This is a genomic window from Mycobacterium sp. NGS17, from assembly GCF_059813205.1.
The window spans coordinates 298,948-324,433 of sequence record NZ_JCALED010000007.1; the positions used below are offsets into that span (position 1 = coordinate 298,948).

The following is a 25,486-nucleotide window of genomic DNA, read 5'->3' on the forward strand; positions in this document are numbered from 1 at the left end:
TCGCCGCCAGAGGCGTCAAGCGCCGGGCTGCAGGATCTCCGTCGTGGCGAGCTGCCCGCCGGCCTGCATCCAGGCCGCAACGACGCCGGGAGCGTCGCGGTCGGGGTTGTAGATGTCTTCCTCGCTGGAGAACAGCCCGTCGCCCGCGTAAACCAGCCGGGTCCAATTCGGGAACCAGAACGGTTCACCCTTCGGGTCGGTCGGGTGGTCCAGGAGGTTCTTGATCATGACGACGACGGCGTCGTTGTCGTCGTCATGGGCGACCCAGTCATTGGGAAAACGCATGTGCGGGAACGGCGCCATCACCGCGACGATCCAGTCGCGGACCGCTTCGCGCCCGTGAAAGACGCCGTAGTGGTGCTCGGTGTAGACGACGTCCTCGGTGAACAGATCCGCAAACGGTCGCCAGTCGCCCGAGGCGCTGCACCCTTCGACGACTTTGGTGTAGTTATCGACGGCGTTATCGATTTCTGCCCTGCTGAATTTGCCCATAGCGGACACACTAGAACGTGTTTCGGTTTTGGGTCGCTCGTGTGAATGGGGATCTCGGATGAACGTCATGGACTTGTTCAGCCTGCGCGGTAAGCGGGCGTTGGTCACCGGGGCGTCCAGCGGTATCGGCAGGACGGTGGCCCAGGCCTACGCCCAAGCCGGCGCCGATGTGGCCATCGCGGCCCGCAATGTCGGGGCCCTGCAGGACGTCGCCGACGGGCTGGCCGCGGACGGTGCCGGCAAGGTGGTGCCGATCCGATGCGACGTGACCCGGCCCGAACAGGTGAGCAGCATGGTGGATCGGGTGGTCGCGGAGCTGGGCGGCATCGACGTCGCGGTGTGCAACGCCGGCATCATCACAGTCGCGCCGATGCTGGAGATGTCGCCCGGGGAATTCCAGCGCATCCAAGACACCAACGTGACCGGCGTGTTCCTGACCGCGCAGGCGGCGGGCCGGGCGATGGTGGCCCAGGGCCGCGGCGGTGTCATCATCAACACCGCCTCGATGTCGGGCAGCATCGTCAACGTGCCACAACAGGTCGGCCACTACTGCACGTCCAAGGCGGCCGTCATCCACATGACCAAGGCGATGGCGGTCGAGTTGGCGCCGCACAACATTCGGGTCAACAGCGTCAGCCCCGGCTACATCCTGACCGAGCTCGTCGAGCCGTTGACGGAGTATCACCGCCAATGGGAGCCGAAGATACCGCTGGGCCGCATCGGCCGACCCGAAGAGCTCATCGGCTTGTACGTCTATCTGGCCAGCGAGGCGTCCAGCTATATGACGGGTTCTGACGTCGTGATCGACGGCGGATACACCTGCCCGTAGCTCACGCCCTGCGTCGCCTATCGCTCCAGCTCGCCGGAGATCCCGCGCTCGAGGTTCGCCTGCGTCGCGGACGGCAGCACCAGCAGGCCGTCGAGTTCGTTGCGGGCCACATCGTATGCGCGCTGGCGTTCGTGCGCCGCCGCCGCGGGGTCGGCCGCGACTCGTAACAGGCTCTGCGCCCGCGCGATTCGCTGCTGATCCGCCCGGGAGAAATCGTTGCGGCGCCTGCGGATCGCTTCGGCCTCGGCGGCGTCGAATGCCGTGACGTAGTCCTCGACAGCGGCCATGTATTGCGCAGCACCGTCACGGTCGTCGAGCAGCTCCTCGGCCTTGACGGGGCGCAGGAAATCGGCCCGCAGCTTGGCTTTGTGGAATGCGATGGTGTTTGCGTCGCGCATGTCGGTCATCAGCGGAAAGTCCAGCAGCTTGGCGACGTCGAGCTCGTATTCGAGCCAGCGTGCATCGGTGCGGCCGTGCTCGTCGAGCACTCGTCGGACCGAGCGCCACTGGGACGCCTGACTGACACCGGCACCGTCGGGAGCGGGCGGGTCGGGTGGTCGTGTTCGGCGGACCTCCTGCGATTGCCCGTCGGTGCGCCGTCGGCCGAATGCGCGCACGGCGGCGACGATCGCGCCCGTCAGCGGCAGGAGCACGATCAACAGCTCCGCCAACCGGAATAGCAAGCCCACACGGCCAGGATGCCACCAAGCATCGCGGGCGTTCGGTCAACTCTGCGGGCGTCCCCCGAGCCCATCGCGAAACAAAGCCTGCCGCAAGGCCGATTCGCGGATCGCTCCAGAGGCGAAAGCCGAGCCGGTTCATCGTTCGGCTTGCCGATCAGCGGACGCCCAGGGTGCCGCCGAGGTATTCCGCTCGGCAGGCCCGGCGGGCGAGCTTGCCGCTGGTGGTCCGTGGGATGGCACCGGCGGGCAGCAGGCGCACGTCTGACACGGTCAGACCGTGCCGCTGCGCGACCGCTGCGCGGATTGAGTCGATCGCCGGCTGTGGATCCTGACGGCTGGTGTCCGCGGCGCGTTCGGCGACGACGACGAGCCGGGCGGCGTCCGGCGCATCGCCGTCCGGCACGGCGAACGCCGTGACGTATCCGCGCCGCACGATCTCGGACGCTTCGGCGACGGTGGCCTCGATGTGTTGCGGGTAGTGGTTGCGGCCGTCGATCGTCACCAGGTCCGCGAGCCGGCCGGTCACGTACAGCTCACCGTCGAGATACACGCCCAAGTCGCCGGTGCGCAGCCAGGCGCGGTCGGGTCCGGCGGCTTTCGCATGGCTGCCGTCGGCGAGCCGCGATCGCAGCACGGCGCCGAATGCCCGCCGCGTTTCGTCCGGCAGACCCCAGTAGCCGCGGCCGACGTTGTTGCCCTGCAACCAGATTTCGCCGACCTCGCCGTCCGGCAATTCCGACCCGCTGGCGGCGTCGACGATGACGGCCCATTCGCTGCGCGCGACTTGGCCGCACGACACCTGTGCCACGGCGTTGGGGGAATCCGCGTCGACGGGCACCGCGTGCCCAGCGCCCAGCCGTTCCGAGTCGAAGTACACGGCCGTCGCCTCGGCGCTGGGGGCGATGGTCGCGACGAACAACGTTGCCTCGGCGATCCCGTATGAGGGTTTGAACGCGGTCTTGGGCAACCCGTACGGTTCAAATGCCTTGTTGAAGGTCCTGATCGCGTCGATGCTGACGGGTTCGGAGCCGATGATCATCACCACGTTGCGCAGATCGATGTCGTCACCGCGGCTGGGCAGGCCGCGCTGCGCGGCCCACTCGTAAGCGAAGTTCGGCGCGGCGGTGACGACGTTGCCCTGCCGCGACCCATCGGACAGGGCCTGGATCCATCGCTGGGGCCGGCGAACGAACGCGGTCGGCGACATCAGCGTGGAGTGGCCGCCGTAGACGGCCGGGAAGCCGATCATCGACAGGCCCATGTCGTGGTAGAGCGGAAGCCAGCTGACGCCGTGGGTGTTTCGGTCCAGCAGGTCGATGGACAGGATCATCTGCACCAGATTGGTGCCCACCGCGCGGTGGGTGATTTCAACACCGACCGGCGGCCGGGTCGAGCCTGACGTGTACTGCAGATGCGAGACGTCGTCCATGCCGAGCTCGGCAGGCACGAACGACTGCCCGGCCGAGTCGGGTATCGCGTCGATCTCGATCACGCGCGGCCGGCGCAGGTGCGGGTGGCCGTCCAGAAACTTCTGCACCGCCTCTCGCGCGGTTGTCGTCGTGAGTACGAGGGTGGGCGCGGAATCGCGCAGCGCGGTATCGAGCCGTTCGGCGTGCCCGGGCAGCTCAGGAGCGAATAACGGGACCGCGATGGTTCCGGCCTTGATCGCCGCGTAGAAGCCGGCGACGTAGTCGATGCCCTGCGGCGCGAGGACCGCAACGCGCTCACCACGACTGGCGGCTTGCTGGATGCGCGCACCAATGGCTTCCAGCCGGATACCGAACCGGCTCCACGTCACCTCTTCGGCATCTCCGCCGGCCGAACGGCTGTAGTCGAGATAGCGATACGCCACGGTGTCACCGACGTTCGCGATGTTGCGGTCGATCAGCGATATCAGGTTGACCCCGGACGGCAGCACGATCCGGCCCGCCGCGTCCAGGCAGTCCTCGATCCGAAGTAGGCCATCCGGGCCGTCGTGCCGGGAATCGCGATCCATAACTGCAGTCTAGGCAGGCCGATGCGACCGTCTCGCTGAGGCGAATCGGCAAATGTCAAGAGCGGCGGGCGCATTCGATGATTCCGTCAGACGTTCGATCAGCCCGGGATGGCGGCGCTTCACCCGGCCCCGCCGACGCCCAGCCCGGGCGGTACCCTACCGGCGAGCGGCGTCCAGGGCCGTCCGTCCGCTACTACCAGGAGTTGTCATGCCGGGCCGCAACTATTCCTTTGAAGTCAACCGCACCAGCAGCGCGCCACCCGCGACGGTGTTCCGGTTGGTGGCCGACGGCGCCAACTGGTCGCAGTGGGCCAAGCCGATCGTCATGCACTCGAGTTGGGCCCGCCAGGGCGATCCCGCGCCGGGCGGCGTCGGGGCGATCCGCAAGGTGGGCATGTGGCCGTTCTACGTGCAGGAGGAGACGCTCGAGTACGAGCCGGACCGTCGCCACGCCTACAAGCTGGTGGGGCCCTCAGCCCCGGTCAAGGACTACACCGGCGAGGTGGTCCTTACGCCTAACGCGACGGGCGGAACCGACATCCGCTGGACCGGCGCGTTCACCGAAGGCGTTCGCGGGACGGGCCCGCTGATGCGCGCCGCCATGGGCGGAGCGGTTCGGTTCTTCGCGAGCCGGCTGGTGAAGGCGGCCGAGCGCGAATCCCAAGGCGGGCGATAGCTTTCCGGCAGGGCGCATGACGGCCGCGCCGAGCGGCCGCCACGCTTCGATCACGCTTACGGGTTGTTGAACTGGTTCTCGTAGGTTTGTTGCTGCTGCATGTCCCGATTGAACTGCTGCTCGGCCTCGTCGTTTTGTTCTTGGGCTTGCTGCATGGACTGCTGCAACTGCTGCTGATTGAGCTGCTGCTGCAGCTGGGCTTGATCGTCGTCGCCATCGGCCGCGAAGCCCCCGGTGCGATCCGGCTGGGGTGAAAGGGCCATGTCCGTCAGCCGCACCGATCCCGATGCCACCGAGGTCTCGGCGGCCAGGGGCTGCGCCACGTACCAAGCCGGCAGGGCCACGGTCGCGGCAGCCGCGAGAATGAGGCACGGTAACAGCCGACGGCGCGCGCCGCCGATCGTGGAATGAGGGAGGTCGGTGGTCACCCTTCAGGTATGCGCCACGTCCTTAGCTACCCGCTGGGCCCTGGCTGTCGTCTCGATATGAAGCCGCCGGCGACGTCGATTCAGGCGGGCAACTGAAGGAGAAATTCCCAACCGGAGTGCGGCGACAGATGTTCACCCCGCGCGACATTTGCAACGCCGGCGGGTGGCAACGGATCGCACCGCTGCCGCTCTTGAGCTCGAGCCGCGCGGCGAAGAGCCGCCAGGCGGATGGCCGCCACCGCCTGCAGATCCTTGTCGATGTCACGCATCGCGTGTTGCCTTAACATGAGGCCGGTCCCTCCAGAGCGATGGTCGCCACGCTTTCTCGGGTTTACCCAGCTGGAATGGTTCTTAAGCGCACGCAGCACCGGAATCACCGCAGCGATTCCTCTACGCGCCAACCACATGGTCAAGCGTGGCGTCTCGAGCGCCGGTCCCCTTGACCCTCAGCCGGTTACCGGCGAAGCAACCCGGCACGGCGGGCGCGGCGGCCTCGCACGGTTTCCCAGAGCGCGATGAGGACGATGGCAGCGCCGATCCCGATCAGAAATGGAACCCAAGCGATTCCGCCGTTGGCGTTGTGGTAGCCGAACTGGCTGGCCACCCATGAACCGATCAGGCCACCGAGGGCGCCGAGCGCGATGGTCATGATCATGCCGATGTCTTGCTTACCCGGCATGAGGAGACGCGCAATCAAGCCGATGAGCGCACCCACAACGATGGCGAGAACTATTGACCCGATCATTGCTGGAACTCCTGTCGTAACGGTGCCCGGTGTAGGCCCCACCTTCGACTAGGGGTTCCCTGAACCGGGCGACATATAACACACAGGTTGAACGGGCCGGACTTCGTTACTGGGACGCTTTTTCGCTTTCATACTTCTCGGTCATGTGCGCCACGGCGTCTAACTGCGACTGGGCCAAGGCATCCCGAGCCTGACCGGCACGCGCGGCGGCATCCAGCGTCGGCTGCGCCTGGCCCTGGAAATGTGGCATGACTTCGGCGGCGAACAGTTCGGCCGACCGTCGGGTGGCGGCGGGGTTAGCCCACTCGTGGCCCATCTGCAGCATGCAGCCGAAGCCGCCGGACTGATCCCACAACCGCTGCACCTGTTCGCGCGCTCGCTCCGGCGTACCGATGACGCCCGCCCCGTTCTCATTGATGACGTCGATCATTTCGTCGAGCTGGTCTCCGGGCATCGTCATCTGGGGGAAGGCCGCCACCTTCTGGAAGTAGCGAAACCACGGCTCGATGCCGAACCTGACCTCTTCGCGCGCCTGCTTCTCGGTCTCGGCGAGGTGGAACAAACCGACCAGGCTCCAATTGTTGCGGTCGACCTGCGTGCCGAAGGCCGCGGCGCGCTCCTCGACGATGCCCCAGTGGTAGGACAGCGCATTGAATCCTTCGACGGTCAGGGTCGCCCCGATGGACAGCAGGCCGATGCCGTGCTTGCCGGCCAGCCGCGCACCCGTCGGTGACGCGACCGCGGCGACCGACAGCGGGATCCCGCCGTCGGAGTATGGGGCAAGCTGCAGCTTGGCGTCGAAGAGCTGATGGGTGGCGGTTTTGGCGCTGACCGTCTCGCCGGCCAGCAACCGCACGACGATGTCGAGGTTGGTTTCCAGGAGCTCGCGGGTGTCGGTCGGGGTAAGGCCGATCATGGACGAGTCGCTGGGCAGCGAGCCTGGCCCCACGCCGCCGATAATGCGGCCGTGCGTCAGGTGATCCAGCAACATCAGCCGGTCGGCGACCCAGAGCGGATTGTGATACGACAGCGAAATGACCCCGGTGCCGAACCGGATGCGTTTTGCCCGTTCCGCGGCGGCAGCTATGAAAACCTCTGGGGAACTGATGATTTCGCTACCGGCCGAATGGTGTTCACCCAACCAGACTTCGTCGAAACCCAGGGCGTCGAGGTGCTCGATGAACTGCAGATCCCGCTGCAAGGCCAGCGTCGGGTTGGTGCCCGCGCGGTGGAACGGGGCGATGAAGTATCCGAATCTGAGCTTCGACATTGACGTCCCCTTGCATCCGAGTTGCGGAGAACCATAACTCGGATAACGGGTTGGGCCCTAGGCCCAGACAAGGGTTCAGCCGATGGGGCCAGGTGATCCCGGCCCCACCGGCTATTCGAACAAGTCTTGAGGTCTTCTAGTGACGCGAGACGCGGTTCGCCCGATCAGTAACCGCCGCAGACGTTGCCGATGCATCCGCCGCCGCCACCCGGTCCGCCGCCACCGCCGCCGACGCCGGGAATGCTGCCGCCGCCACCGCCGGGGCCACCGCCACCGGTCGGGCCGCCGGGAATGCTGCCACCGCCACCGCCGGGGCCACCGCCACCGGTCGGGCCGCCCGGAATGCTGCCGCCGCCGCCGTTGGGTCCCCCACCGCCGTTCGCGCCGCCGGGTTGACCGCCGCCACCGTTCGGGCCGCCCGGTTGACCCCCGCCGCCGGGCGCAGTGGAGGGCGCAACGCTGGACGACGGGGTGGTGGTCGGAGTGGTCGTGGTGCTCGGGCCACCTTTATTGCCGCCGCCGCAGGCAACCGACAACACGAGCATCGCCGCACCGCCGAATAGCGCGACCGTCGTCCTCGGTCCTGATCTCATCGGATCCCCCAATCTCCACATGCGCCACTTCGCGCCGCCCACCTTTTCTTACCCCACGGCGCGACCGCGCAAACAGATTGAGGAGCCAAGACCGCGGCACACAAGATGGCCCATTGCGCAGATGCGATGGGCCGTTGCGAACGGTCCTTGGCTAGCAATTCGCTCCGGGAATGCAGCCGGTGAGCGTGGCGGCGTGCACGCCCGGCGCTGGCGCGCCAGTCTGCATCGTCGCGACGCCGGAGGATGAATGCGTCGCCGGCGTCGAGGCGCCGCCCGTGGGGCTAACGTCGCTAACACCGAATCCGACCGTCAAACCAACCGCCGCCGCCCCGCCGAACACGGCTAACGCGTTCCTGATTGTGGTCCTCATCAGGCGCTCCTCTCTGTCGGGGCGTTTGTTAAATCTAAACGCAAGTTTGTTACAAGCTAAATCCTACACTTGAGCAACTATCCGCTAGGTAAATTTTTGGCATCGCGTGTGGAAGCGAACCGAAGCAGGGCGAGCACCCAGCCACAGGCATGGTCGAATCAGGGGCATGGCGACGTGCCGATGCACGGCGACGCCGGGTTCTAGGACCGATCAGTGGCGGCCACGCCGGTCGACGTGGCCGGCGCGACCGAGCCGCTGGCTAATCTTCTTTGTTGATCAGCTTGCGCAGCGCGACCCGGTCGGACTGCAGCAGTTCGGCAATGCGGGGCCGGTTCACCTCGGCGACGATGATCTCGCCGACCTCCTGATAGACCTCGCTGAAGATGCCGTGCGATTTCATCTTCGCGGTCTGATACTGGTTGTCCTCGGTCGGCGTCACATAGATCACCGCGTCGGCCTTGAAGCGGTGCACCAGCCACAGGTGGATCAGCGTCATTAGCCGCTTCTGTCGTAACTTCTCGGCGAAGGTGTTCTGGTCGCGCACCTGGAGGATGCTGCGACCGTGCCGGTCCTTGATCGGGTCGACGATGACGTTCGCCAGCTGCTCGTCGTCGTTGCCGTAGATGCCGAGTTCGAGCACGTCCGAGCCGGCCCGGCGCGGCCGCAGTTGGACGCGGAGTTTCTCGTCGAGCTTGTAGTTCTCGCTCCACATCGCCAGCCACTCCTCGAGCAGCTTTTTCGGCACCTCGGTCTGCACCAGGTGCTGGTGCTGAGTCGAGCCCTCGCCCATCGCCTTGGTGGTCGCGGTGCGGCCCGAGGAGGCAGTCAACGCCGCATCGCTGCGCGGGCCGCCGACCAGCGTTTGTGGTGTGCGGTAAGGCGATTCGACCAGGCGCATCTTGCGCTGCAGGCGGGCCAGCGCGAGCATGCCGTCCTGTTGCAGCGAGGTCGCGAACTCCTCGGCCGCGACGCCGTCGATCTGGTGCCCGCCGTAGGTGATGAAGTTGAAGACGAAGCCCATCTTGCCCAGTTCCTCAGGGAACTGTTTCATCTGCTCGTCGGTCATGCCGGTGGTGTCCCAGTTGAACGACGGCGACAGGTTGTAGGCCAGCATCTGGTCGGGGAACTCGGCGTGGATGGCGTCGGCGAACTGCTTGGCGTCGGCCAGGTCGGCGGTCTTGGTCTCCATCCACAGGATGTCGGCGAACGGCGCGGCCGCCAGTGATTTCGCGATCGCGTACGGGATGCCGCCGCGGATCTGGTAGTAGCCCTCGGGCGTCTTGGACAGCTCGCAGTCCCAGCCCGGGTCCACACCCAATTCTTTCGCCTTGGCCTTGGCGGAGTACAGGGACGCACGCGCCGCGAAGGCTCGCCATTCGTCGACGCTCATGTCGGCCGGCTCGCCCTCGCTGGCATCGAACTCGAGCACCTCGGCGACGGCCTCGCCGTAGGTCATCAGCCCCGCGTCGTCCTCCCAGGCCGCGACGAACCGGGACTCGACCTGGTCGAACAGGTCATCGATCGAGTGTTGCCCGTTTTTGCGCCAGGCATCGACCGCGTCGGAGATGACGCCGTGGATGCCCTGCCGCTCGAGCCAGGCCCCGGCCTCGGCGTACTCCCCCTCGGGCAGCGCATAGAGAAGGTGGCCGTTGAGGTCTTTGACGCCCAGTTCGTAGAAGCGGCGCACCATCGCCAGGAAGCATGACTTGTACGACGGGATGTTGAGGTTGGTGGCGCCGAGCAGGAACGGCTGGTCGCGCTCGTCGGCCCGGCTGTCGAGCAGGTTGGCCGCCTCGGCATCGGTACGGGCGACGATGATGCCGGGCACCTTCATGATGTCAAGCTGGAAGCGAGCGGCGTTGAGCCGTTTGATCTGCTCATCCGACGGCACCAGCACCTTGCCACCCTGGTGGCCACACTTCTTGGTGCCGGGGCGCTGGTCCTCGATGTGGTACCCCGGCACGCCGACCTCGACGAACCGACGGATCAGGTTGCGCACGTGGGGATCGCCACCGTGGCCGGTGTCCGCGTCGGCGATGATGAACGGCCGGTAGTCGTACTGCGTGGCGGTCGCCCGCTGCTGCTCGCTCATGTTCAGGCGCTGGTATTGCTGGTTGCGGTCGGCAGTCAGCAGGGCGCGCACCAGCACGGCGGCGTCGTCGGGCACCTGACTCAGCGGGTAGCTGGCGAGGTCGGGTCCCGGGTCCTCGGTGGTGGAGCCCTTGGCCGACGTCGCCCAGCCGCCCAGGTAGATCCCCTCGATACCCATGCGCTTCATCGCGACGGCCTGGCCGGGCGAATACGGGCCGAACGTGGTGATGCTTTTCTTCTCGGCGAACAGCTCGCGCAGCCGTTCGTAGAACGCGGCCGCCGCGTTGCGGGCGACGGTGTAGTCGGTGGGGATCGTGCCGCGCTGTTCCGCTACCTGGCGGGCGGTGAAGAGGCGCGTGATGCGGGAAAAGCGCGGGTCGTCGAAGTATTGCTGCGTGGCAGCGACCTCGTCGTCGAACGATGGCCGGACCTGTGTGTCCTTGTCAATGATCGCCATGCCTTAAGCTCCTCTTCGCACACGATTCCAATGAATGTGAGTCTATCCCCGGCAACGGCAGTTCAATCAGGGGTCGAAGCACTCGAGCCAAAACTGTTGGCGCATCCGGTTGCCGGGGTGCGGGGCCGCATGTGGCGTCAACACCTTGGGGCACAAGGCTTTTCGATACGGCATCGATCACGGGGCGGTAGCACGACGGGCCAGCCAGTCCCGCTGGCGACGGACGAACCCCGCATCGACGGCCTTACCATGGCCGGGGACGTAGATCGCGTCGGGGCCCCCTGCCGCCAGCAGCCGATCCAAAGTCGCGGGCCAGGCCGCGACATCGGAGTCGGCGTCGATCGCGGGATCGGCGGACTCTTCCACCAAGTCGCCGGTGAACACCACGGTCCGCTCGCCTTGATCGGTCCCGGGTACGACCACCACCAGGTCGGAGGCGGTATGGCCACTCCCGAGGTAGGCGATCTGCACCGCCCGGTTGCCCAGGTCGACGACGGCGTCGTAAGCGCCGCGGCGCGGAGGCCGCAGTGCCGCGATCGCCGCGTCCACCTCGGCTGGGTCGGCGCCGTGACGCAACGCGTCCTCGCGGAGTTGATCGGTGGCCCAGGACAGGTGTTCGGCCACCTCGGGGGCGCAGTGTATTTGCGCCCCGGTGAACGCCGACGAACCCAGCACATGGTCGAAGTGCTTGTGCGTCAAGACGATATGGCTCACCGAGCGCCTGGCAAGCAGCCGGGCGTCGGCGTCGATCGCGGCGGCCTCGCGCAAGGTGCTCCCCGTGTCGACGAGCAACGCGCCGGTACGGCCCCCCACCAGCCCGATGGTCACGTCGCAGAACGGGAGCCGGCAGCGGTGCACGGTGCCGGTGAGCCGTTCCCAGGCGAGATGCACACCAGGAACGTAGCTACCCGGGCTTCCGCTCGGCGCGCATTTCTCCGCCATGATACGTCGGAAATGGTTGACATGTCGGGAAGATCCGACATATCTTGCCGGATGTGGGTAGCGTCGATCGCGTCTTTCTCGCCTTGGCCAACCCGGTGCGGCGCGAACTGCTGGAGATCCTGTTCGACCAACCGCTCTCGGCGGGGGAACTCAGTGAACGGTTCGAGCTCAGCCGGCCCGCGGTCGCCGAGCACCTCAAAGTGCTACGCGACGCCGGGCTGGTGGCCGACCAGCCGAAGGGGCGTCATCGCATCTATCGCTTGACCGCGGAGCCGTTGGCGGAACTCGGCGACTGGTTGCATCCCTTCGAAAAGTTCTGGCGCGCCCGACTGGCCGCGCTCGCCGATGTAGCCGAGGAGCTCAAATGACCGAACGGTTCGCGACGATCCGGGTGGACCAATTCGTGGCTGCGCCACCGGCTGCGGTGTGGCGATCACTGACCGAACCCGCGCTGCTGAGGCAGTGGTGGGCCGAGGGTGAAGTGGCCGCGGTGGTGGGCCACCGGTTCACCCTCGACATGCCGGGCTTTGGCAAGCAGCCGTGCACGGTGCTCGAGGTCGACCCGCCGCACCTGTTCGCCTACACGTTCACCGCTGCCTGGACGCTGACCTGGCGACTGGAAGCCGAGGGAAATGGCACGCGAGTGTTCTTGGAACACAGCGGGTTTGACCTCGACGACCATCGCATGGCGCGGGCGTTCGAGCGCATGGGGCCGGGATGGCGCGACGTCGTCCTCCCCCGCCTTGCGGCGCTTGGTGCTCGACCGACTCCCTGACGCGCGGCGCGCCGGGTTTCGGCGCGCATCGCACCGGCTATCTCCCCGGGATGGCTATCACCGATTCCCGCGAAGTCGTCATCGAGGCGACGCCCGACCAAATCATGGACGTGCTGTTCGACATCGAGACGTTGCCCGAGTGGTCGTCGGCGCACAAGGAGGTCGAAGTGCTCGAACGCGACGATCAGAACCACCCGACCCGATCCAGGCAGGTCGTCAAGCTCGTCGGCGTCAGCGATGAACAGGAACTGGCATACACCGTCTACGACGACGGCGTCGGCTGGACCCTGGTCAGCTCCAAACAGCAACGCGCGCAAGAGGGTCGCTACACGCTGACCCCCGAGGGGGACTCCACGAAGGTCCACTTTGAACTGACCGTCGATCTAGTGGTGCCGGTTCCGGGATTCCTGGTCAAGAAGGGCGCCAAAAGCCTGATGGACACCGCCACCGAGGGACTGCGCAAGCGGGTGCTCGAGGTCGAAAAGCGCGGCAGGTAGCGCGCCCCGAATCGCGGTGAAATCGGGACCTTCCCGACCGCGGGCGCGCGAGTCAGACTGTTCTTATGAATTCGACTTGGGCGGGCACATATCACGGGGGCGCGGCGGTGCTGGGTGCGCTGGCGCTGCTGGGGGCCCTGGTCGGCTGCGGCGGCGACGGGCATAGCCACCCGACGACCTCGTCGGCTCCGAAGGTGACGACCCTCGGGAGAACGGCGCCGAACGCGCCTGCGGACGGACCGTTGGCGATCAGCAGCCCGGCTTTCGCCGACGGTGCGCCGATTCCGGTGCAATACACCTGCAGAGGCGCCGACATCGCGCCGCCATTGGCGTGGTCGGCACCGTCGGGTGGCGCCCTCGTCGTCGACGACCCCGATGCCGTCAACGGCCTGTACGTGCACTGGATCGTCATCGGAATCGCACCGGGCGGCGGCAGCACGGCCGACGGACAGGCTCCGGCGGGGGCGACCGTCCTGCCGAATACGGCCGGCCAGGCCGGGTACAAAGGCCCCTGTCCCCCGGCGGGAACCGGCACGCATCATTACCGGTTCACCCTCTACCAGCTGCCCAACGACTATCAGCTGCCCGGCGGCCTGGCCGGTGTTCAGGCGGCGCAGACCATCGGGGGTGCCGCGACTGCGCAAGCGCAGCTCACCGGAACGTTCGGCGGCTGAACCGGAGCGGGCCCGCCATGCCAACGCAACCGACGGTAAACGTAACGCAGGCAATACAATTCGCCCAGCTCGTCAATGCCACGTACGCGACGCCGCCCGGCGATCTGACGAACAAGGCGGGTCAGGCGCTGAGCGCCGGCGGCGTCGACTACACCGTGGTCACCACGATCTACGCCAACGATCTGGCGACCGACATGGATCCGAGTCGAGCCGACGACGAAGTATCCATCGGGCTGATCTGCCGGGAGAACACAACGGGCGACATCGCGATCGCGATTCGCGGCACGGAAGGATGGCTGGAATGGATTCACGACGCCGACTTTCTCCAGGTGCCGTGCCCGTTCCTGGCCGGCGCCGGCAACACCGAAGACGGCTTCACCGCCATGTACGAATCCCTGAGGACCGGAGCCACGCCGGGCGCACCGACGGTGGTCGACGCGCTCGCGAAACTTCCGTCCCCGCAACCCGGCTCCGTGACGATCTGCGGGCACAGCCTCGGCGGGGCCCTCGCGACACTGCTCGCCCTTGACGTCGCCGCCAACACAACGTTTACCGACCCGGTCGTTTACACCTACGGCAGCCCACGCACCGGCGACTCCCTGTTTGCGGCCACCTTCGACCAGGTGGTCAAAGACTCCTGGCGCGTCGCAAACCGCCTGGACATCGTCCCTGCGCTGCCCCCGCCGCTGGACTACGAGCATGTGCTCAATCCGGTCGAGCTCATCCCCGTCCGCTTGGTTCCGTGGCCGCCGAAGACATTGGTCAAATACACGGTGTCATGCGAACATTCGCTCGCGACCTACCTGTACCTGCTGTCCCTGCAATCCGGCGGCCCCGAGCTTCCCCTCGAAGCCGCCTGCAAACCCTGACTCAGGCCATGTCGTCGAGCGCCTGATAGGCGGCGTCGTAGCCGGGAGTGAAGGTGATGCCCGGTCCGCCATGGCATCCGGCGCCGGCGAGATAAAGGCCGTCGATCCCGATGGGCATATCGAGGAAGCCCTTCGGGCCGGGCCGGTTGGGGCCCATCAGGTCGGGGTGCAGCAACCCGTGGCAGAAGTCGCCCGAGGGCGCGCCGAACATGGTGTTCATGTGATACGGCGCGAACGTGATGTGGCGTATCACGATGTCCTTGAAGTTCGGCGCCAGTCGAGTGATCTTGTCGATAACCCGTTGCGCCATTTCATTTTTGAGATGCCCGTGCTGATCTCGGTTGACCTCGACCGGGAAGGCGTAGGCAAAGACGCTCGCCGCGTGCTTGCCGGGCGGCGCCAGGGCGGGATCGTGCACCGATGGGATCTGCATTCCCATCGACGGGTTGTCCGGAACGATGCCCCGCCGGCAGTTCTCCCAGTGCAGCTGTTGGGATTCGGGTGACCCGAAGATTCCCACCGACTGTTGCATGCCCTCGTCGTTGAGGAACTCGTACGGCGGAGCGAATTCGGGCAGCCCGTCGAGGGCGAAGTGAATCTGGACGAACGATGCCCGGTGGTCGCGGCCGGAGATCCGCGAGATTACCTGCGCTGAAACGTGTTCGGGTGCGATCAGTTCGGCGAGCGTGATATCGGGCGACAGATTGGACACCACGATCGGCGCCGAGATCGTCGACCCGTCTCGCAGCCGCACACCGGTCACCTTGTCGCGCACGACGAGGATCTCCTCGGCCTTGGTCCGGAACCGGATCTCGCCGCCGTGGGCGATGAAGAGCTCACGCAGATGTTCGGTGAGCGCGCCGATGCCCCCCTTGAGCTTGGTCATCATCGCGGTGCTGTCGTCGGGTACCGCCAACGCAAACGCCAAACAGGTTGCGCTGCCCGGCGTGTACGGCCCGCGGTAGGTCGAGTTCACGGCCAGGAAAGCCAGCATGCCCCGCATCACTGCGTGCTTGTCTTTGTCGGGCAGGTAGCGGTCGATCACGTCCATGGCCGAGCCGAACAGCATCTCATGGATCGCCCGGCGTTCGCCGTCGTTGGCCGCGCAGGCATACATCTCGTCGAGAGTCTTGGGCGGCCGGCGGACGTCGAAGCGGCCCAGCGCTTTTGCCGGTCCCTGACTCCAGCCGATCAGTTCGGCCATGCCGGTGACCGCCTCCAGCCCGTGCTTTTCGCTCAGGTGTGTCATCAGCCGCATCGGGTCGCGGTAGAAGATCATCGGCTCTTCGCCATGCTCGCCGATGTTGGTTGACATCACGTCGGGCTCCACCGCCGGCAGCGTGTCCAGTCCGAGGTCCTTGCTGAGTTGGCTCGCCATCGGAAACTGCACCGAACCGGCGATCTCGTACCGGAAGCCGTCGATCAATTCGACCGTCGCGGCCATGCCGCCCGCGTAGCTGTTGGCTTCCAGGCACACGGTGCGCAGGCCCGCGCGTTGCAGAATCGCCGCGGCGGTCAGCCCGTTGTGTCCGGCGCCCACCACGATGGCGTCGTAATCGGTATCGCCCATGATCTTGACCCTCGGCTCAATCGGGTACCCGCGAGCCAAGGATATGTCAGTACTGACGCAATTGGAAGACGTCAGTCGTGCCCACCCACCTGGGATACGATCACCGCTGAGATGAGCGCCCCGGGCAACCGTCATGAACAGCGACGACGATCGACGCATGAGGCACTTCGCCGAGCGGCGCTGAAGAGCTTCGCCCACAAGGGGTTTGCCAACGTCACCGTCACGGAGCTGGCCCGGGAGGCCGGTGTCACCGAGCGCACGTTCTTCCGGCATTTCCCGACCAAGGAAGCCGTGCTTTTTCAGGACTACGAGACGCAATTGGAATGGCTCACCGAGGCGCTTGCCCACCGACCGGCCTCGGAATCGCTGTTCGATGCGGTGCTGGCAGCCGTTGCCGCCTTCCCGCACGACCTCGAAGTGGTGCGCCAAGCCGCGACCGCTCGCGCCGAGCTGATCAGCGCCGAGCGGATCGCCGGTCACCTGCGGGTGGTGCAGTCCTCGTTCGCCCGCGTGCTCACCGATTTCGTCAGAGGACGGAATCCGGATATGGCGAACATCGATCTAGCCGCCGAGGTCGCAGGCTCTGTGGTCGCCGCGGCTCTCGTTGCCGCAGTGGAGAATTGGGGCCGTGGCGGTTGTTCGGGCGACTTGGGCGCAGACGTGACCGCGAGTCTGGATCTGGTGCGCTCCGGTCTGGCGCCGCTCGCCTGACGGCGTGCGCGTCTCGCGCGAGTACATCACAGGCCGGTGGCGGTGTCGACGGCCGCGCCGATGAAGCGGCGAAGTACGGGACTGTTGGCCCGCTTCAGAAACACCAGGACAACGGGGATGTCGGGAGCGCCCCGCAGCGCGACGAATCGCACGCCCGGGTGGATGCTGCGCCTGATGGCGACGTCTGGGATGACTCCGACACCCCGGTCGGCCGCGACGGATTCGATCCATTCATCGAAATTGGTTGTCTCGACGATGGTTTCGGGGCCAGCGCCCGCGGGCCACGACCAGGGGCCGGTAGTGCCGCTGGTGGTGTTGACGACGAGCGGCCAGCGTGGCACCTCGGACCAGTCGAGCTCTGCCCGCTTCGCAAGGGGTGAATGAACGGAACACACCGCCACTCGTGGCTCGTCGAAAAGGTGCACGATTCGGACGGCGGTCGACGTCACGTGCCCTCGCACCACGGCGACGTCGACCCTCCCCTGCTGGACCGCACCGAGCGCGTCGTCGGTGCGGATCAGGTTGACGGTAGTCCGGGCGGCACGTTCGAATGCCGCGACGGTGTCCTGCGTCCATGGGTCGGGCAACAGCCAGCTGAACCCCAGGCGGATGCTCGCCTGTTGCCGGACGGCGTCGACACCGCTGCCCAACTCGGCGAGCACCCGTTCGACGTACCCGAGGAAAACCCGGCCGGCCTGTGTGGTCGCCACGTGCCGCGAGCTGCGGTCCAGCAGCGTCGCCTCGAGCGCCTTCTCGAGCTGCTGGACGGTGCGACTCAGCGCGGGCTGGGTGACGCTCAGTTCCTTGGCGGCTTGCGTGAATGATGCGAGGCGTGCCACCGCTTCGAATGCGCGCAGATGACGCAACTCGACCCGGCCCGCCTGCACCACGTCCATGCCTGATGAGCATAAATGCTTCACAGAAGGCATTTCACGCGGGATTCCCCCGGGCCTGGCGTCGGTTGCAATGGGGGCGCAACCCGCGCTGTACCTAGGAGGAAAGATGCCGCTGTTGTATGTCGACCTCATCGAGGGTCGTACACCGGTCGAGGTTCGCGCTCTGCTGGACGCGATCCACGAGGCGGTTGTCGAAGCGTTCGGCGTTCCGGAGCGGGACCGCTATCAAGTGGTGCGCACCCACCCGGCCCACGAGATCGTCACGCTGGATACCGGTCTCGGCATCGAGCGCTCAGCCCGCCAGGTGGTCTTGCACATGGTGAGCCGGCGACGTCCGCGCGAACTCAAGCAGAAATTCTATGAACTGCTGGCCTTCCGCCTCGCCGACCGGTGCCGGCTCGACCCGGCCGACCTGATCGTTTCGGTCACCGAGAACGACGACGAGGACTGGTCTTTCGGCCACGGTAGGGCGCAGTTCCTGACCGGTGAGCTCACGTGAGCGCCGCGATGGGTTTGACGACACGCCTCACCGAACTGTTCGGGATCGAGCAGCCGATTCTGCTCGCACCGATGGCGTTGATCTCCGGGGGCCGGCTCGCGGCGGCGGTGACGCAGGCGGGCGGCCTGGGCCTCATCGGCGGGGGCTATCCCGACGCCGAATGGCTGCGATCCCAGATCGACCGGGCTCAGGGCGCCCGAGTCGGATACGGCTTCATTACCTGGAGCCTCGCCCAAAACCCAGGGGTCCTCGACATCGCACTGGACCAGCGGCCGGCGGCGGTGATGCTGTCGTTCGGCGAGTTGCAGCCGTTCGCCGACCGCATCCACGCTGCCGGCGTTCCGCTTATCGCGCAGGTGCAAACCCTCGATCAGGCGCGCGGCGCCTTGGCTGCCGGGGCGGAGGTCATCGTCGCGCAGGGCGGCGAGGCAGGCGGCCACGGAATGAGCGTGCGGTCGACCTTCACCTTGGTGCCCGAGGTCGTCGACTTCGTCACCGAACGTTCGCCCGACACGTTGGTGGTAGCGGCAGGCGGCGTCGGCGACGGTCGCGGGTTGGCGGCTGCGCTGGCGCTGGGCGCCGACGGCGTGGTCGTGGGAACCAGGTTCTGGGCGACGCCGGAAGCGCTGGTGTCACCGCGGGCGCAGGATCGCGCAGTGGCGGCAGGCGGAGACGACACCGTGCGTACCCGCGTCTATGACCTTGTGCGCCGCCTCGATTGGCCCGCCGGATACAACGCGCGGGCGCTGGAAAACGCCTTCCTGGACACGTGGCAGGGCAACGAGGCCGAGCTGTCCGCGCGGCTGCCCGAAGCCATCGCTTCCTACGAGAAGGCCGTCGCCGCAGATGATTTCGACACCGCTGCGATATTGGTCGGCGAGGGGGTGGGACGCGTACGCGAAGTCCGTCCCGCCGCTGACATCGTCGCCGACATGGTCAGCGAAGCGGCGCACATCCTGAATCGGGCGCGACGCTGAGTTGGTGAAGGGAATGTTCCGCGGTGCGCAACAACTGGCTTTCCCATTGATCGCGAAACTTCCGCGCCTCGAACATGTAGCTGCGTGGCGCCGGATCTGGTTTGCTCAGCTCAGTACGTCTCTTCACCCGGCAGGAGTTCGCTGATGGCCCGTCTCAATGTGCCGGACGGCCCGGGCGGCGAAGCCGCCATGATCTGGACGCTACGGCCGCAACTCGGTGACATGGTCGAACGCATGATCCGCGGCGCGTACCAGCAGAGCATCCTGCCCGCCGACGAGCGTGAGCTGGCCAGGATGCGCATCGCTCAGATCAACGATTGCGTTGCGTGCTCGGATTTCCGCGCCCGATCTGTGCTCGATGCCGGGGTGGCACCAGAGCTCTACGACAACGTCGCCGCGTACGCCACCTACCCGGGATACAGTCCGCGCCAACGCCTTTGCATCGAGTACGCCGAACGCTTCGCCACCGATCACGCCTCCCTCAACGACGAGTTCTTTCAACGACTTCGGCGGGAATTCACGGACGAGGAGATCCTGGATCTCACGCTGTGCGTTGCGGTCTTTCTTGGCCTCGGACGCTCGTTGAGCGTGCTGGGCGTCGACCAGTCGTGCGCCATCGACCTCTGATCATCCATCCGGAAGGAACTACATGGACATCGCCACCGTCGACGAACTGTTGAGCACGACGCGCTCGGTTCGCAAACGCCTCGATCTGACCCGCCCGGTGGGTCGCGAGGTGATCCTGGAGTGCATTCAGCTGGCGATGCAAGCCCCGACGGCCAGCAATACCCAGGACTGGCGGTGGGTGGTGATCACCGATGCGGACAAGCGGGCCGCCATCGCCGAGATCTACCGCAGCATCGGCGCGCAATACCTGGCGTATGCGGCCGACAACGCGACCGATGCGCAGACGAAGCGGGTGTACCAGAGCGCGATGAGCCTGACCGAGACGCTGGCCGACGTGCCTGTGCACGTCATCCCTTGCCTCAATCAGCGCATCGACACGGCCGAACCCGGCATCGCCGCGGCGGCCTGGGCGTCGATCATCCCGGCGGGCTGGAGCTTTCTGCTGGCGTTGCGCTCCCGCGGCCTGGGATCGGTATGGACGACGATGCATCTGTTCAAGGAGCGAGAGGTCGCCGAACTGCTCGGCATTCCGCCGACCGTCACGCAGGCCGCGCTCTTTCCCGTCGCGTACACCATCGGCACCGACTTCCGGCCGGCCAAGCGGCCGCCCGCGGAGACCATCACGTTCTGGAACAGTTGGGTACCGGCTGACGGAGAAAGCTGATGCAGTCCTACACCGTGCGATTCCACGTCGATGCGCCGCCGAAACGGGTCTGGCGGGTGCTGCATCCGCCGGTGCCGCCGGACGCGCCCAGGCCGCGGGTTCTCGAGTGGCCGACGGGCAGCATGAAAATCCTCAACGAGGGCAACGAAGCCGGCGAGGGTCTAGTCCGCACCTGCGTCTTTCCGGTGCCTAAGTACCTGCTGTCCGGCGGCAGGGCGCGCTCGTGGGAGACGGTGACCGAGGCCGAGCTCAACAAGCTGTCGCGGTACACCGCGGTCGGTGCCCCGCTGTGGTCCCGCGCCGAGGGCTATCACCAGCTCGAGGAGCAGCCCGACGGCACCACTGTGCTGACGTTCCACGAGACCTATCACGCGTACAACCCGGTGCTGCGCTTCTTCCTGGAACGCCCCGTGCACGCGAAGATTTCCCGGGACAATCTCAAGACCTACGAGCACGCGCTCAGTCATGCGGGCAGGGTGCGGCGGCTCCCCTAGGCCTTCTTTGCGGCTCGGCGATGTCGCAACGGTGAATTAGGTGCATGATCCCGGTACCCTCGATCTCTATGGGTGGAGTACCTACCGCGGCACGGTTGGTTGCTGCGAGCCTGATGGTCGCGGGCTGGATCGCGTCCACGGTGGTTGCCAGCGCCGATCCGGACGACACACCGGGACCGGCACCCGGGCCGGGCCCGGGGTCACCGGCACCGGCCGCTGCGCCGTCCCCGGGGGCGCCGCCGCCTGCGCCGGCAGGGCCGAAAACGTCCATCGACAAGGACGGCATCTACGCGGTGGGTAGTGACATCGCGCCCGGCATCTACAGCTCTGGCGGCCCCGCCGGCGATGGCACCTGCTACTGGAAGCGGACCAATCCGGACGGCGGCATCATCGACAACGCCATGTCCAAAAAACCGCAGGTCGTCCAGATCGATCCGGGTGACAAAGCGTTCAAGACTTCCGGCTGCCAGCCCTGGCAGCTGACGCCGGGTGCCGCTCTGCCCGCGACCTCACCGCCCGCGGGTGTGCAGGGCACGCTCGGAATCCTCAATAGTTTGCTTGGTGGGGGCGCCCAGCGGGCGCCATCGGCCTCTCCGGCCCCCCAGGCGCCGGCCGTGTCTCCGGCTCCGCAGGCGCCGGCCGTGTCTCCGGCTCCGCAGGCGCCGGCTGGGTCTCGGGCGCCGCAAGCGCCGACCGCTCCCGCGACCTCGCAAGCGGCACATTCCTGACCGTCCTCGCTGACGGTCGACGCCGACGACCCGCGGCGGGCCTGTTTTCGCTACCGTGGCGCCGTGGCACATGCGCGGACAATTGTCGTCGTCGGTGCCGGCGTCAGCGGATTGACGTCGGCCATCTGTCTGGCCGAGGCGGGTCGGCCGGTGCGGGTCTGGGCGGCCGCGACGCTGAAGCAGACCACCTCGGCGGTGGCCGGCGCTGTCTGGGCTCCCCCACGGCCGGCCGAACGCGCGGCCGAAACGCTGGGCTGGACCGAACACTCGCTGCGAGTGTTCACCGATCTCGCCGCGGACCCAGACTCCGGAGTGCAGCTGGCACCCGCGCTGGCCGTCGGTGAGCTGACCGCGAGCGAGGCGATGTCTTCGGCGGCGTCGCTGATCCCCGATCTGTGGCCGGCCGATCCGGCCGACATTCCCGACGGCTTTGATACCGGGTTTCGCGCGACCGTGCCGATGATCGACATGCCGCGCTACCTCGACTACCTGACTCGGCGGCTCGCAGCGGCCGGCTGCGAAGTCGAGGAGCGTCCGGTGCAATCGCTGTCCGAGGCCGCCGACGCCGCTGAAATCGTCGTCAATTGCGCCGGCCTTGCCGCGGGCGCGCTGAGCGGTGACGACACCGTGCGGCCGCTGTTCGGCCAACACGTGGTGCTCACCAATCCCGGTCTGCGGCAACTGTTTCTGGAACTCAACACCGGGCCGCAATGGACCTGTTACTTCCCCCATCCGCAGCGGGTAGTCTGCGGCGGCATCAGCATTCCCGGCCGCTGGGACACCACCGCCGAACCCGAGGTCACCGAGCGAATCCTGCAGCGCTGCCGTCGCATCGAGCCGCGACTCAACGACGCCGAGGTGATCGAGGTCATCACCGGACTGCGCCCCGACCGGCCGTCGGTACGGGTGGAAGCCGAACCGCTGGGGCGATCGCGGTGCATCCACAATTACGGCCACGGCGGCAACGGCGTCACGTTGTCCTGGGGTTGCGCGCGCGACGTGGTGCGCCTGGTCGACGGCGCCTGACGTCAGGCGCCGGTACGCCGAATCACCAAGGACAGCAACCAACTAACGATCGACAGCACGATCGCGGCCCAGATCGCGGTCCACCAGAAGTGATCGATGTGCAGTCCCCAATGCGTGGTGTGTTCGGTGATCCGCGCGGTGATCCAGAGCATCAGCGCGTTGACGACGACGTGGAACAGGCCGAGCGTCAGAATGTAGAGCGGGATCGACAAGATCTGGACGATCGGCTTGATGAACGCGTTGACCAAACCGAAGATCACCGCGACGACGAAGATGATGCCGACCCGCTCCAGCTTCGTGTCGCCGCCCACGAAGCTCAGGCCGTGCACGAACAGAGTGACGATCCACAGCGCGAGTCCGGTCAATGCGGCGCGCAACAGAAAAGGGCCCATGCCCTCAGATCCTGCCAGCCGGCAGTCCGAGGCGTAAGCGGAAGCTCGCTCAGTTCAGGTTGTAGAAGCGCTGTGCGTTCAAGCCGCCGATCTTCTCCCTGGAGGCCTCGCTGATGTCGCTTCTCGTACGCAGGTGCTTGGTGCTCTCCGGCCACTCACCGTCCCAGTGCGGGTAATCACTGGCGAACATGATGAAGTCGTCGCCCAGCACGTCGATCACCCCCGGCAGGATCGGTTCCTCCGGCTCGCACGTCACCCAGATGTTGCCCGCGGCCAGATAGTCGTGCGGATCGCGACGCCAGCCGCGCTGGACCCAGTCGCCGCGCTTCTCGTAATGCTCGTGCAGCCGATCCATGAAGAACGGCACCCAACCCGCGCCCGCCTCGAGGAACGCGACCCGCAACTGCGGGTGCCGCTCGAAGACGCCGCCGGAGACCATCGCGGTCATCGCCGTCATCTGGTCGAACGGAAAGCTGATGCAGTGCACCTGGATGTAATTCGTGAAGCGATCCACACCGATCTTGGGCAGATGGATGCCGGGGGCGCCGTGCACGCCCAACGGCATGCCGAGTTCGACGGCGGCGGCGTAGAAGGGGTCGAGATCGGGATGGTCGAGGTTGCGGTCCTTGAGCGCCGGCGGCACCAAAGTCGCAATCAGCCCAAGCTCTTTGGCTTCGGCCATCACGTCGATAGCCGCTTGGCCGTGCTCGATCGGTGTCACGGCGACGCCGCGCAATCGCCCTCCCGCCGAGGCGCAGTAGTCCGCGATCCACTGGTTGTAAAGGCGCGAGAATCCCGCGGCGAATTCCGGATCCTCGAGACTGGGCGCGCACAGCCCCATGCTCGGATAGAGGACCATCGTGTCGATGTGATCGCGATCCGCGTCGCCCAGCACGCCCTCGGGTGAACGGCAATTGATATCGGGCGCCTTGCTGATCCCGTGCTCGGGCGGGCAACCCGCACCCGGGCCGGTGTCCTCGGGGTAGTTGCGGCCTTCGAGCGTCAATCCCGGCCGCCCGTCCGTGCTGAACTTGACGTGCTGCGGCCATCGCTTGATCGCTTCGATTGCCAGCGAGGAATTCTCGGCTACGTGTCCGTCGGCGTCGATGATCCGCATGTATCCGGAACTTACTCCCGGAGTCCACATGGTGGAACAAGTCGCGTTATCGCACCGCGTAAGCCACGATGCTGACGTGACCACACAACGTCCCCGAACGAAGTTGACCGCCGATCAGCGGAACTCCTTCATCGCGGCGCTATTGGGCTGGACGATGGACGCGTTCGACTACTTCATCGTGGTGCTCGTCTACGCCGACATCGCCAAGACGTTCCACCACAGCAAGGCCGAAGTCGCGTTCGTCACGACGGCCACCCTGATCATGCGTCCCGTCGGCGCGCTGCTTTTCGGGCTGTGGGCCGACCGCGTCGGCAGGCGGCTGCCCCTGATGGTTGATGTCATGTTCTATTCCGTGGTGGGTTTCCTGTGCGCCTTCGCACCGAACTTCACCGTGCTGGTCATCCTGCGGCTGCTGTACGGCATCGGGATGGGCGGCGAGTGGGGGCTGGGCGCCGCGCTCGCCATGGAAAAGGTCCCGGTGGAGCGACGCGGGTTCTTCTCCGGACTGCTGCAGGAGGGTTACGCATTCGGCTACCTGCTGGCGAGCGTCGCCTCGCTGGTGGTGATCGACTGGCTGGGGTTGTCGTGGCGGTGGCTGTTCGCCCTGAGCATCGTGCCCGCCCTGATCAGCCTGGTCATCCGCTACCGGGTGCAGGAGTCCGAGGTGTGGGAGGCCGCGCAGGATCAGATGAAGCTCACCAGCACCCGAATCCGCGACGTGCTGCGCAACGGCGCGATCATCCGGCGGTTCGTCTACCTGGCGTTGCTGATGACCGCCTTCAACTGGATGAGCCACGGCACGCAGGACGTCTACCCCACCTTCCTCGGCGCGCACGCCAACCACGGCGCCAACCTGGCCAGCACGACGGTCAAGTGGATCGTGGTGGTCTACAACGTCGGCGCCATCATCGGCGGCCTGGTCTTCGGCACGCTGTCGCAGCGATTCAGCCGCCGCTACACCGTCGTCTTCTGCGCGGTCCTGGCGCTGCCGATCATCCCGCTCTTCGCGTATTCGCGCAGCGCGGCGATGCTGTGCCTGGGCTCGTTTTTGATGCAGCTGTTCGTGCAGGGCGCGTGGGGCGTGATTCCCGCCCACCTCACCGAGATGTCCCCGGATGCCATCCGCGGCCTCTACCCCGGGGTGACCTATCAACTCGGAAACTTGTTGGCGGCATTCAATTTGCCGATCCAGGAACGCCTCGCCGAATCACACGGCTACCCGTTCGCGCTGGCGGCGACGATCGTACCGGTGCTCATCACGGTCGCGGTGCTGACGCTGATCGGCAAGGACGCCACCGGGGTGCGTTTCGGCACGACCGAAAGCGCCTTCCTGGCAAGCGAAGTGACGTGAGCTGGTCCCCTGCGTTGCCGAGCGTCACGCCAGCGTGGCTCCCGGCC

The 25,486-nt window shown here is 66.5% G+C and carries 30 protein-coding genes; 16 read left to right on the forward strand and 14 right to left on the reverse strand.

Annotated elements, in window-relative coordinates; all coding sequences use genetic code 11:
- Positions 1-15: 15 nt before the first annotated feature.
- Positions 16-492: a nuclear transport factor 2 family protein gene (locus tag AC5Y7E_RS17625; protein WP_499950036.1), complete on the reverse strand. Its 477-nt coding sequence runs from the start codon at positions 490-492 to the stop codon at positions 16-18.
- Positions 493-550: 58 nt separating this feature from the next.
- Between AC5Y7E_RS17625 and AC5Y7E_RS17630 the strand changes: the two genes are divergently transcribed.
- A complete protein-coding gene (locus AC5Y7E_RS17630) occupies positions 551-1,321 on the forward strand; it encodes an SDR family oxidoreductase (protein WP_499950037.1) in 771 nt (256 codons plus the stop codon).
- Between the two features lie 17 nt (positions 1,322-1,338).
- Here the strand turns inward: AC5Y7E_RS17630 and AC5Y7E_RS17635 are convergent, their stop codons facing one another.
- A complete protein-coding gene (locus AC5Y7E_RS17635) occupies positions 1,339-2,010 on the reverse strand; it encodes a hypothetical protein (RefSeq protein ID WP_499950039.1) in 672 nt (223 codons plus the stop codon).
- Between the two features lie 148 nt (positions 2,011-2,158).
- On the reverse strand, positions 2,159-4,000 hold the full coding sequence (locus tag AC5Y7E_RS17640; RefSeq protein ID WP_499950040.1) for a fatty acyl-AMP ligase: 1,842 nt from the start codon (positions 3,998-4,000) through the stop codon (positions 2,159-2,161).
- Positions 4,001-4,208: 208 nt separating this feature from the next.
- On the opposite strand from AC5Y7E_RS17640, the gene AC5Y7E_RS17645 reads away from it, so the two are divergent.
- Entirely contained in the window at positions 4,209-4,676 is a 468-nt protein-coding gene (locus tag AC5Y7E_RS17645; RefSeq protein ID WP_499950042.1) for an SRPBCC family protein, read from the forward strand.
- 56 nt (positions 4,677-4,732) lie between these two features.
- On the opposite strand, the gene AC5Y7E_RS17650 is transcribed toward AC5Y7E_RS17645, so the two are convergent.
- The 7 genes from AC5Y7E_RS17650 to AC5Y7E_RS17680 form a co-directional block, all read right to left on the reverse strand.
- Positions 4,733-5,104, reverse strand: coding sequence for a hypothetical protein (locus tag AC5Y7E_RS17650; RefSeq protein WP_499950044.1), 372 nt, complete (start codon positions 5,102-5,104; stop codon positions 4,733-4,735).
- An 80-nt stretch (positions 5,105-5,184) separates the two neighbouring features.
- Positions 5,185-5,373, reverse strand: coding sequence for a hypothetical protein (locus tag AC5Y7E_RS17655; RefSeq protein WP_499950046.1), 189 nt, complete (start codon positions 5,371-5,373; stop codon positions 5,185-5,187).
- A gap of 185 nt (positions 5,374-5,558) precedes the next feature.
- The gene (locus tag AC5Y7E_RS17660) at positions 5,559-5,849 is read right to left on the reverse strand and encodes a GlsB/YeaQ/YmgE family stress response membrane protein (RefSeq protein WP_499916425.1); all 291 of its coding nucleotides are present in this window, start codon (positions 5,847-5,849) and stop codon (positions 5,559-5,561) included.
- 106 nt (positions 5,850-5,955) lie between these two features.
- Positions 5,956-7,119 (reverse strand): LLM class flavin-dependent oxidoreductase, encoded by a 1,164-nt coding sequence (locus AC5Y7E_RS17665; protein ID WP_499950048.1) that lies wholly within the window; start codon positions 7,117-7,119, stop codon positions 5,956-5,958.
- Positions 7,120-7,283: 164 nt separating this feature from the next.
- Positions 7,284-7,712 (reverse strand): hypothetical protein, encoded by a 429-nt coding sequence (locus tag AC5Y7E_RS17670; RefSeq protein WP_499916429.1) that lies wholly within the window; start codon positions 7,710-7,712, stop codon positions 7,284-7,286.
- 629 nt (positions 7,713-8,341) lie between these two features.
- Entirely contained in the window at positions 8,342-10,630 is a 2,289-nt protein-coding gene (gene aceA, locus AC5Y7E_RS17675; protein WP_499916433.1) for an isocitrate lyase ICL2, read from the reverse strand.
- 177 nt (positions 10,631-10,807) lie between these two features.
- Positions 10,808-11,521, reverse strand: coding sequence for an MBL fold metallo-hydrolase (locus AC5Y7E_RS17680; protein WP_499950049.1), 714 nt, complete (start codon positions 11,519-11,521; stop codon positions 10,808-10,810).
- A gap of 104 nt (positions 11,522-11,625) precedes the next feature.
- Between AC5Y7E_RS17680 and AC5Y7E_RS17685 the strand changes: the two genes are divergently transcribed.
- From AC5Y7E_RS17685 to AC5Y7E_RS17705, 5 genes are all read left to right on the forward strand, one after another.
- A complete protein-coding gene (locus AC5Y7E_RS17685; protein WP_499916437.1) occupies positions 11,626-11,940 on the forward strand; it encodes an ArsR/SmtB family transcription factor in 315 nt (104 codons plus the stop codon).
- Positions 11,937-12,347, forward strand: coding sequence for an SRPBCC family protein (locus AC5Y7E_RS17690; protein ID WP_499950050.1), 411 nt, complete (start codon positions 11,937-11,939; stop codon positions 12,345-12,347). The genes AC5Y7E_RS17685 and AC5Y7E_RS17690 overlap by 4 nt, the downstream gene beginning before the upstream one ends.
- Before the next feature lie 50 nt (positions 12,348-12,397).
- Positions 12,398-12,844: an SRPBCC family protein gene (locus tag AC5Y7E_RS17695; RefSeq protein ID WP_499950052.1), complete on the forward strand. Its 447-nt coding sequence runs from the start codon at positions 12,398-12,400 to the stop codon at positions 12,842-12,844.
- Positions 12,845-12,909: 65 nt separating this feature from the next.
- A complete protein-coding gene (locus AC5Y7E_RS17700) occupies positions 12,910-13,518 on the forward strand; it encodes a YbhB/YbcL family Raf kinase inhibitor-like protein (protein WP_499950053.1) in 609 nt (202 codons plus the stop codon).
- A gap of 17 nt (positions 13,519-13,535) precedes the next feature.
- Entirely contained in the window at positions 13,536-14,387 is an 852-nt protein-coding gene (locus AC5Y7E_RS17705) for an alpha/beta fold hydrolase (RefSeq protein ID WP_499950054.1), read from the forward strand.
- A 1-nt stretch (position 14,388) separates the two neighbouring features.
- Here AC5Y7E_RS17705 and AC5Y7E_RS17710 read toward each other — a convergent pair whose 3' ends face one another.
- Positions 14,389-15,957: a phytoene desaturase family protein gene (locus AC5Y7E_RS17710; RefSeq protein WP_499950055.1), complete on the reverse strand. Its 1,569-nt coding sequence runs from the start codon at positions 15,955-15,957 to the stop codon at positions 14,389-14,391.
- A gap of 111 nt (positions 15,958-16,068) precedes the next feature.
- Between AC5Y7E_RS17710 and AC5Y7E_RS17715 the strand changes: the two genes are divergently transcribed.
- Positions 16,069-16,668 carry a TetR/AcrR family transcriptional regulator gene (locus tag AC5Y7E_RS17715; protein ID WP_499950057.1) on the forward strand — a complete coding sequence of 200 codons (600 nt, stop codon included), beginning with the start codon at positions 16,069-16,071 and terminating at the stop codon, positions 16,666-16,668.
- Positions 16,669-16,694: 26 nt separating this feature from the next.
- Here the strand turns inward: AC5Y7E_RS17715 and AC5Y7E_RS17720 are convergent, their stop codons facing one another.
- On the reverse strand, positions 16,695-17,564 hold the full coding sequence (locus AC5Y7E_RS17720) for a LysR family transcriptional regulator (RefSeq protein WP_499950059.1): 870 nt from the start codon (positions 17,562-17,564) through the stop codon (positions 16,695-16,697).
- A gap of 106 nt (positions 17,565-17,670) precedes the next feature.
- On the opposite strand from AC5Y7E_RS17720, the gene AC5Y7E_RS17725 reads away from it, so the two are divergent.
- From AC5Y7E_RS17725 to AC5Y7E_RS17755, 7 genes are all read left to right on the forward strand, one after another.
- Positions 17,671-18,063 (forward strand): tautomerase family protein, encoded by a 393-nt coding sequence (locus AC5Y7E_RS17725; protein ID WP_499916453.1) that lies wholly within the window; start codon positions 17,671-17,673, stop codon positions 18,061-18,063.
- An 8-nt stretch (positions 18,064-18,071) separates the two neighbouring features.
- Positions 18,072-19,040 carry an NAD(P)H-dependent flavin oxidoreductase gene (locus AC5Y7E_RS17730; protein ID WP_499950088.1) on the forward strand — a complete coding sequence of 323 codons (969 nt, stop codon included), beginning with the start codon at positions 18,072-18,074 and terminating at the stop codon, positions 19,038-19,040.
- A 144-nt stretch (positions 19,041-19,184) separates the two neighbouring features.
- Positions 19,185-19,667: a carboxymuconolactone decarboxylase family protein gene (locus tag AC5Y7E_RS17735; RefSeq protein ID WP_499950061.1), complete on the forward strand. Its 483-nt coding sequence runs from the start codon at positions 19,185-19,187 to the stop codon at positions 19,665-19,667.
- A gap of 22 nt (positions 19,668-19,689) precedes the next feature.
- Entirely contained in the window at positions 19,690-20,331 is a 642-nt protein-coding gene (locus tag AC5Y7E_RS17740) for a nitroreductase family protein (RefSeq protein ID WP_499950062.1), read from the forward strand.
- Positions 20,331-20,825 (forward strand): SRPBCC family protein, encoded by a 495-nt coding sequence (locus AC5Y7E_RS17745; protein ID WP_499950063.1) that lies wholly within the window; start codon positions 20,331-20,333, stop codon positions 20,823-20,825. The genes AC5Y7E_RS17740 and AC5Y7E_RS17745 overlap by 1 nt, the downstream gene beginning before the upstream one ends.
- 68 nt (positions 20,826-20,893) lie before the next feature.
- Positions 20,894-21,553, forward strand: a complete 660-nt coding sequence (locus tag AC5Y7E_RS17750; RefSeq protein ID WP_499916459.1) for an Rv1352/Rv1906c domain-containing protein — start codon at positions 20,894-20,896, stop codon at positions 21,551-21,553.
- Positions 21,554-21,616: 63 nt separating this feature from the next.
- A complete protein-coding gene (locus tag AC5Y7E_RS17755; protein WP_499950064.1) occupies positions 21,617-22,579 on the forward strand; it encodes an FAD-dependent oxidoreductase in 963 nt (320 codons plus the stop codon).
- A 2-nt stretch (positions 22,580-22,581) separates the two neighbouring features.
- Here the strand turns inward: AC5Y7E_RS17755 and AC5Y7E_RS17760 are convergent, their stop codons facing one another.
- Positions 22,582-22,971, reverse strand: coding sequence for a phage holin family protein (locus AC5Y7E_RS17760; RefSeq protein ID WP_499916463.1), 390 nt, complete (start codon positions 22,969-22,971; stop codon positions 22,582-22,584).
- A gap of 49 nt (positions 22,972-23,020) precedes the next feature.
- The gene (locus AC5Y7E_RS17765; RefSeq protein WP_499950065.1) at positions 23,021-24,088 is read right to left on the reverse strand and encodes an amidohydrolase family protein; all 1,068 of its coding nucleotides are present in this window, start codon (positions 24,086-24,088) and stop codon (positions 23,021-23,023) included.
- Between AC5Y7E_RS17765 and AC5Y7E_RS17770 the strand changes: the two genes are divergently transcribed.
- A complete protein-coding gene (locus AC5Y7E_RS17770) occupies positions 24,087-25,439 on the forward strand; it encodes an MFS transporter (RefSeq protein WP_499950066.1) in 1,353 nt (450 codons plus the stop codon). The two genes, AC5Y7E_RS17765 and AC5Y7E_RS17770, sit on opposite strands and share 2 nt — an antisense overlap.
- Positions 25,440-25,486: the final 47 nt, after the last annotated feature.